Below are 6,978 nucleotides of genomic sequence, written 5' to 3'. Positions count from 1 at the left end.
CGTGGTGCCTTACCTCAACGGCAATGTGCCCGGCGGCAGCAAGCAGAAGCTGGATGTGCTCGGGCCGGAGAAGTTCGCCGCCTGGATGCGCGATCAGAGGCAAGTGCTGGTCACCGACACGACGATGCGCGATGGCCACCAGTCGTTGCTCGCCACCCGTGTGCGAACGCATGACATTGCCGGCATCGCCGGTACCTATGCGCGTGCCTTGCCGCAGCTTCTATCGCTGGAATGCTGGGGTGGCGCCACCTTCGACGTCGCCATGCGGTTCCTCACCGAGGATCCGTGGGAGCGGCTGTCGCTGGTGCGCGAGGCGGCGCCCAATCTGCTGTTGCAGATGCTGCTGCGCGGCGCCAATGGCGTCGGCTACACCAACTATCCCGACAATGTCGTGCAGCATTTCGTCAAGCAGGCAGCAAGCGGTGGCATCGACCTGTTCCGGGTCTTCGATTGCCTGAACTGGGTCGACAACATGCGCGTCGCCATGGATGCGGTCGGCGCCGAGGGCAAGCTGATCGAAGCGGCGATCTGCTACACCGGCGACATCCTCGATCCGGCGCGGGCGAAATACGACCTCAAATACTATGTCGGCCTGGCCAGGGAATTGCAGGCGGCCGGCGCCCACATCATCGCCGTCAAGGACATGGCCGGTCTGCTGAAGCCTTCCGCAGCACGCGTGCTGTTCAAGGAGCTGCGCGAGGCGACCGACCTGCCGATCCATTTCCACACCCACGACACGTCGGGCCTGTCGGCGGCGACGGTGCTGGCGGCGGTGGAAAGCGGCGTCGACGCCATAGACGCGGCGATGGACGCTTTCTCCGGCAACACTTCGCAGCCATGCCTTGGCTCGCTCGTCGAGGCGCTGAAGGGCACCGAACGCGACCCCGGTCTCGACCCGCAATGGATCAGGAAGATCTCGTTCTACTGGGAAGCGGTGCGCAACCAGTACGCCGCCTTCGAAAGCGACCTCAAGGGGCCGGCCTCGGAAGTCTATCTGCACGAGATGCCGGGCGGGCAGTTCACCAATCTGAAGGAACAGGCGCGCTCGCTCGGACTGGAGACGCGCTGGCACGAGGTGGCGCAGACCTATCACGACGTCAATCTGATGTTCGGCGACATCGTCAAGGTGACGCCGTCCTCCAAGGTCGTCGGCGACATGGCATTGATGATGGTCAGTCAGGACCTGACCGTTGCCGATGTCGAAAACCCGGACAAGGATATCGCCTTTCCGGACTCGGTCGTCTCGATGCTGCGCGGCGATCTTGGCCAGTCGCCAGGCGGGTGGCCGACGGCGCTGCAGAGGAAGGCGCTGAAGGGCGACAAGCCGATCACGGTGCGGCCCGGTTCGCTGCTCAAGCCAGCCGACCTCAAGGCCAACCGCAAGGAAATCGAGGAAAAGCTCGAGCGCAAGCTGTCGGAGTTCGAATTCGCCTCGTGGCTGATGTATCCGAAGGTGTTCACGGATTTCGCCGGCGCGCAGGAAACCTATGGGCCGGTCAGCGTCCTGCCGACGCCGACCTATTTCTACGGCATGAAGCCGGAAGACGAGATCTTCGTCGACATCGAGAAGGGCAAGACGCTGGTGGTGCGCTGCCTGGCCATCGGCGATGTCGACGAGAAGGGCATGGTCACCGTGTTCTTCGAGCTCAACGGCCAGCCGCGTCGTGTCAAGGTGCCCGACCGGGCGCATGGCGCGTCCGCCGCCAAGGCCCGCCGCAAGGCCGAACCCGGCAACGAGGCGCATGTCGGCGCACCGATGCCGGGCGTCGTCTCGGCGCTTTCGGTGGCTGCCGGCCAGGCTGTGAAGGCCGGTGACGTGCTGCTTTCCATCGAAGCGATGAAGATGGAGACGGCGCTGCATGCCGAGCGCGACGGCACGGTCGCCGAGGTGCTGGTCAAGGCAGGCGACCAGATCGATGCCAAGGATCTGCTGATCGCTTTCAATTAGAGTTCGCAAAACGGACTGGCTGTCGGCTTCTGGCGGCAGCCCCTTGTGGCTTGGTCGATAACGGCTTGACCCGCCGCCGCCGGTCGGGCATCGAACCGGCTCAAATTTTGCCGCAGTCGTCCGCGAGTCGCGGAGCCGATGCTTTTGGAGAAAAATATGGCCGACGATATCACCGATACCAGCCAGACTGTTGCCGCCGGCCAGCTGCGTGCCTTCATCGAGCGCATAGAGCGGCTCGAGGAAGAGAAGAAGACGATTTCCGACGACATCAAGGAAGTGTTCGCCGAGGCCAAGGGCACCGGCTTCGACACCAAGGCGATGCGCACGATCATCCGGCTGCGCAAGAAGGACCAGGCCGAGCGTCAGGAAGAGGAAACCATCCTCGATCTATACAAGGCCGCACTCGGCATGGTGTAAGACTAGCCGGCCCCGGCACCGACGCGGTTGCCGGAGATACGGTTTGAGCCATGAGCGAATTCGACTTCGGCGCCCGCCGCGCCTCTGAATTCCGCCAGCGCGGCTTCTGGACGCTGTTCGCCGAGCGGCATCCGGAAGAAAGGGCTCTGATGGCGAGGCGCGGACCCTGGTTCTGGCAGCGTGGGCTGCCCGACTTCGCCTTGGTTCTTTCCATGTATGTCGCGCCGGCGCAGAGCCAGGTCGGCGTCTTCTTCGGTCGCAACGAGAAGTTCGGCGCCACGCAGGCGTGGTCGCGGCTGAAGCCGTTTCAGCCTGATATCGAAGCCAGGCTGAAGCTCAGGCCGGAACAGAGTTGCGAGGACCTCGGCATCAATTCGATGTGGCGGGTGAACTGCTATGCCGAGGACAACTGGCCAGCCATGGCCGACTGGCTGGTGACCGAATGCTCGCGTATCGAGCGCGCGGTAACCGAAGTCCTGAGGCAGGGATAGACATCCGGTGTTGCCAGAGGGTATCGGCTCCTTTTTCCGCTCACGCTGGCAAGGCCAGGTGCCGCTCGACCGGCTGTTCTGGCGCGACCTTGTCCTCGTCGGCACCGCGGTCAGCATCGCCGCATCGGTGCTGGCGCTCGTTCTGCTCGGATTGAAGTTGCCGCTCGGGCTTGTGCTGGCAGTGCATTTCGCGTCGGTGCCCTACAGCCTGTTCCTGACCTTGGCGGTGTGGCGGACCACCGAAAAGATACCCGGTGCCAAGGCCTGGATGATGACGCTGGGCGCTACGCTGTGGCTGGTGGCGATGATCGTGGTCTGATCGTCTGCCCAGAGGGGGGCAATGGATACTTAAACGAAAAGGGCGACAGATGCCGCCCTTTCATAGTGTCGAACCCGGATGGCTCAGGCCGAAGGCTCGAATTTCAGCGCCACCCCGTTGATGCAATAGCGCAGGCCGGTCGGCGGCGGGCCGTCCTCGAAGACATGGCCGAGATGGCTGCCGCAGCGGGCGCAATGACATTCGGTGCGAACCATGCCGTAGCTGCGGTCGACGGTGTTTTCGACCGAGCCCGGCACCGGGTCGTTGAAGCTCGGCCAGCCGGTGCCGCTCTCGAACTTCAGCTTGGATTCGAACAAGGGCTGGTCGCAGCCGGCGCAGGAAAAGGTGCCGGCGCGCTTCTCGTAGAGCAAGGCGCAGCTTCCCGGCCGCTCGGTGCCGTGACCGCGCATGACGGCATACTGCTCCGGCGTCAGCCGGGCGCGCCATTCGGCGTCGGTGCGGGTTACAGGGTAGGTATGGGTGTCCATGTGATCTCCTCAGCCTTGCCGGCTCGTTGTTGATTGCAACCGGATATTCGCGTCAAGATAGGCATTTGTTACACGACTGCCCAGTGTCTGACGTTCCAAGGTTGAATTCCCCCTTCTTCAGGCGTCTGCGCCGCCCCTCACCTGCCTGCCGGCATCCTCTCCCCGTAAACGGGGCGAGGGGCCCTGTCGTCCGCGATTTCGCCAATTGTCAGCGTTGCAAGAAAGGCGCCGGCGTTGCGGCCAGGCCCTCTCGCCCCGTTTACGGGGAGAGATGTCCGGCAGGACAGTGAGGGGCGGCGCCAACTTTCACGATTGATGGTCTCTGAGGTGATGGTTCCGCACCTCTGACAACTAATGCTTCCTTGAAAGCTGCTTGGTCGCGCCTTCGAGCCCGGCCAGCGTCAGCGGGAACATGCGGCCGCCGAAGATGTCGCGGATCATCGCAATCGAATGGGTGTAGCCCCAGTTCCTGGGGTCTTCGGGGTTCAGCCATACCGCGTTCGGCCATTGCTGCAGCAGACGGCCGAGCCAGACGCTGCCTGCCTCCGGATTCCAGTGCTCGACCGAACCGCCGGGGTGAGCGATCTCATAAGGGCTCATCGAGGCGTCGCCGACGACGATCACCTTGTAGTCCGGACCGTATTTGTGAAGGAGGTCGGAGGTCGGAATCACCTCGGCATGCCTGCGGCGATTGTCCTTCCACACGCCCTCATAGAGGCAGTTGTGGAAATAAAAATATTCGAGCTGGCGGAATTCGGCGCGGGCGGCCGAGAACAGCTCCTCGACGCTCTTGATGTGGTCGTCCATCGAGCCGCCGACATCGAAGAACATCAAAAGCTTCACCGCGTTGCGCCGTTCGGGCCGCGTCTGCACGTCGAGATAGCCATGTTCGGCGGTGGCGTGGATGGTGCCGGGCAGGTCGAATTCCTCCTCGGCGCCCTCGCGCACCCAGCGGCGCAAGCGCTTCAGCGCGATCTTGATGTTGCGGGTGCCGAGCTCGACGGCATCGTCGAAGTTTTTGAACTCACGCCTGTCCCAGACTTTCACGGCGCGACGGTTGCGGCTTTCATGCTGGCCGATGCGCACGCCTTCGGGATTATAGCCATAGGCGCCGAACGGCGAGGTGCCGCCGGTGCCGATCCATTTCGAGCCGCCCTGGTGGCGGCCTTTTTGCTCCTGCAGCCGCTGTTTCAATGTCTCCATCAGTTTCTCGAAACCGCCCAGCGCCTCGACCAGTTTTTTCTCTTCGTCGCTCAGGTGCTTTTCGGCGAGGCGGCGCAACCATTCCTCGGGGATGTTGGCGACATCGACGGCATCCAGCCCGCCCAGTGCTTCGATGCCCTTGAAGACATGCGCGAACACCTGGTCGAAGCGGTCGATATGGCGTTCGTCCTTCACCAGCGCCGCACGGGCGAGGTAATAAAAACCTTCGACATCATAGTCGACCAGCCCGGCTTCCAGCCCTTCGAGCAGCGACAGATATTCCCGCAGCGAAACGGGAACACGCGCAGCCTTCAGTTCGAGGAAGAAGGGGATGAACATTGTCTATCTACAGCAGATCATACTCGATGAAGCCGGTGCGGCGCGCGACATGGTCGTAGAGTTTGCGCGCGGTGGTGTTGGTTTCGTGCGTCATCCAGTAGACGTTCTTGACGCCGACTTTGTCGGCTTCCTCTTTCACCGCCTTGATCAGCGCAGCACCAATGCCTTTGCCGCGCACGTCAGGGTCGGCGAACAGGTCCTGCAGATAGCAGTTGTTTTTTTCCGACCAGCCTGAGCGGTGGTAGAGATAGTGGGTGAGCCCAACCGCCTTACCGTCCAGCGTGGCGATGAAGCCTTTCGGCTCGAACTCACCTTCGGTGAACAGCCGCTTCCAGGTGACGGCATAGACCTCTTCCGGCAGCTTCGTCTCATAGAAGGTGAGGTAGTCGGTCCACAGCCGCCGCCAATCGGCGTGGTCGGACTGCGCGAGCGGGCGGACGATAATCTCAGACATGTCATCTCCTCTGAAGGTTTGGCCGAGGCTGCCTGCCTGTTCGGCTGCGGGCAACGGTCCACAGGAGGGAAAGCGCTGCTGCTGACCTATTGCTGCCTTCGTGCCATGAACGCCAGCCGCTCGAACAAATGCACGTCCTGCTCGTTCTTCAGCAATGCGCCATGCAACTTGGGCAGGGCGTTCTTCGGATCGGCGCGCAGATCTTCCGGCGCGATGTCGTCGGCGACCAGCAGCCTTATCCAGTCGAGCGCCTCGGAGGTCGACGGCTTCTTCTTCAGGCCGGGCACGTCGCGGATTTCGTAGAACTGGGTCAGCGCCGCGCGCACCAGGTTCTGCTTGATGCCGGGATAGTGGACATCGACGATTCTGTGCAGCGTATCGACGTCGGGAAAGCGGATGTAGTGGAAGAAGCAGCGGCGCAGGAACGCGTCCGGCAACTCCTTCTCGTTGTTGGAGGTGATGATGACGATCGGCCTGACGGCGGCGCGGATGGTTTCGCCGGTCTCGTAGACGAAGAACTCCATCCGATCGAGTTCCTGCAGGAGGTCGTTGGGGAATTCGATGTCGGCCTTGTCGATCTCGTCGATCAAAAGCACGACCTTCCTGCCGGCGGCGAACGCCTCCCAGAGTTTGCCGCGCTTGATGTAGTTCCTGATGTCGTTGAAGCGCTCGTCGCCAAGCTGGCTGTCGCGCAGCCGCGAGACGGCGTCATATTCGTACAGGCCCTGCTGCGCCCGCGTCGTCGACTTGACGTGCCATTCGATGAGGTCGAGGCCAAGTGCTGACGCCACCTGGCGGGCCAGCTCCGTCTTGCCGGTGCCTGGCTCGCCCTTGACCAGCAAGGGCCGCTCCAGCGCGATCGCCGCGTTGACGGCCACCATCAGATCCTTGTCGGCGACATAGGCCGCCGTGCCTTCGAAACGCATTCTTGCTCCTCGGTTGGTCATGGCAACCGTAAGGACGCGGCTCACCCTGTGCAAGGGTGCGCCGGCCGCGGCGAATGGGCTTGAACCCTGATGGAAACATATGCCCGTCTCACTGGCGCTTAGCCGGCCGGCAGCCTATATTGGGCGGGACGGTCTGTGCTTCCCGGCAGGAGAACATTTTCCCCGGGGCCTTAACGATCCTTAGGGAGCTGTCCCTGGGAAGACCCGTGGGTTTTCTCACACGGCGCCCACCTACTTTGTAGGTTCCCGGGATCGCTCTCTCCACCGGTTGTGTGGATCGTCACTTATTGCCACGCGGCCCGCATTTCGGTGGATGATTGCGGTGGAAAACGTCGCTCCCAAAACTCCATCCAGATCTGACCTTTTCTACCC

Annotated in this window: 8 protein-coding genes and 1 other RNA gene; 5 read left to right on the top strand and 4 right to left on the bottom strand. The window is 62.5% G+C overall.

Going from position 1 to position 6,978, the window contains the following annotated elements; translation table 11 throughout:
* The 4 genes from EN750_RS11955 to EN750_RS11940 all read left to right on the top strand — a co-directional run.
* Positions 1-1,948: pyruvate carboxylase (locus EN750_RS11955; protein WP_127396543.1), on the top strand; the 1,948-nt coding region annotated here is incomplete at its 5' end.
* 156 nt (positions 1,949-2,104) lie between these two features.
* Positions 2,105-2,365, top strand: coding sequence for a DUF2312 domain-containing protein (locus tag EN750_RS11950; protein WP_013529099.1), 261 nt, complete (start codon positions 2,105-2,107; stop codon positions 2,363-2,365).
* A 50-nt stretch (positions 2,366-2,415) separates the two neighbouring features.
* On the top strand, positions 2,416-2,856 hold the full coding sequence (locus EN750_RS11945; RefSeq protein WP_127327606.1) for a hypothetical protein: 441 nt from the start codon (positions 2,416-2,418) through the stop codon (positions 2,854-2,856).
* A 7-nt stretch (positions 2,857-2,863) separates the two neighbouring features.
* Positions 2,864-3,175 carry a hypothetical protein gene (locus EN750_RS11940; RefSeq protein WP_127270382.1) on the top strand — a complete coding sequence of 104 codons (312 nt, stop codon included), beginning with the start codon at positions 2,864-2,866 and terminating at the stop codon, positions 3,173-3,175.
* A gap of 83 nt (positions 3,176-3,258) precedes the next feature.
* On the opposite strand, the gene msrB is transcribed toward EN750_RS11940, so the two are convergent.
* From msrB to EN750_RS11920, 4 genes are all read right to left on the bottom strand, one after another.
* On the bottom strand, positions 3,259-3,663 hold the full coding sequence (gene msrB / locus EN750_RS11935) for a peptide-methionine (R)-S-oxide reductase MsrB (protein ID WP_127270383.1): 405 nt from the start codon (positions 3,661-3,663) through the stop codon (positions 3,259-3,261).
* A 351-nt stretch (positions 3,664-4,014) separates the two neighbouring features.
* Positions 4,015-5,205, bottom strand: a complete 1,191-nt coding sequence (locus EN750_RS11930; RefSeq protein WP_127396542.1) for a VWA domain-containing protein — start codon at positions 5,203-5,205, stop codon at positions 4,015-4,017.
* A gap of 7 nt (positions 5,206-5,212) precedes the next feature.
* A complete protein-coding gene (locus EN750_RS11925) occupies positions 5,213-5,659 on the bottom strand; it encodes a GNAT family N-acetyltransferase (protein WP_127396541.1) in 447 nt (148 codons plus the stop codon).
* Between the two features lie 86 nt (positions 5,660-5,745).
* Positions 5,746-6,585: a MoxR family ATPase gene (locus tag EN750_RS11920; protein WP_023811813.1), complete on the bottom strand. Its 840-nt coding sequence runs from the start codon at positions 6,583-6,585 to the stop codon at positions 5,746-5,748.
* A gap of 148 nt (positions 6,586-6,733) precedes the next feature.
* On the opposite strand from EN750_RS11920, the gene ssrS reads away from it, so the two are divergent.
* Positions 6,734-6,889, top strand: a non-coding RNA gene (gene ssrS, locus EN750_RS11915) — 6S RNA.
* Positions 6,890-6,978 lie beyond the last annotated feature (89 nt).

This window comes from Mesorhizobium sp. M7A.F.Ca.ET.027.03.2.1 (genome assembly GCF_003999175.1).
Lineage (GTDB): Bacteria > Pseudomonadota > Alphaproteobacteria > Rhizobiales > Rhizobiaceae > Mesorhizobium.
The sequence above is the reverse complement of the archived record's forward strand: the minus strand, read 5'-3'. Positions and strand labels throughout refer to the sequence as shown.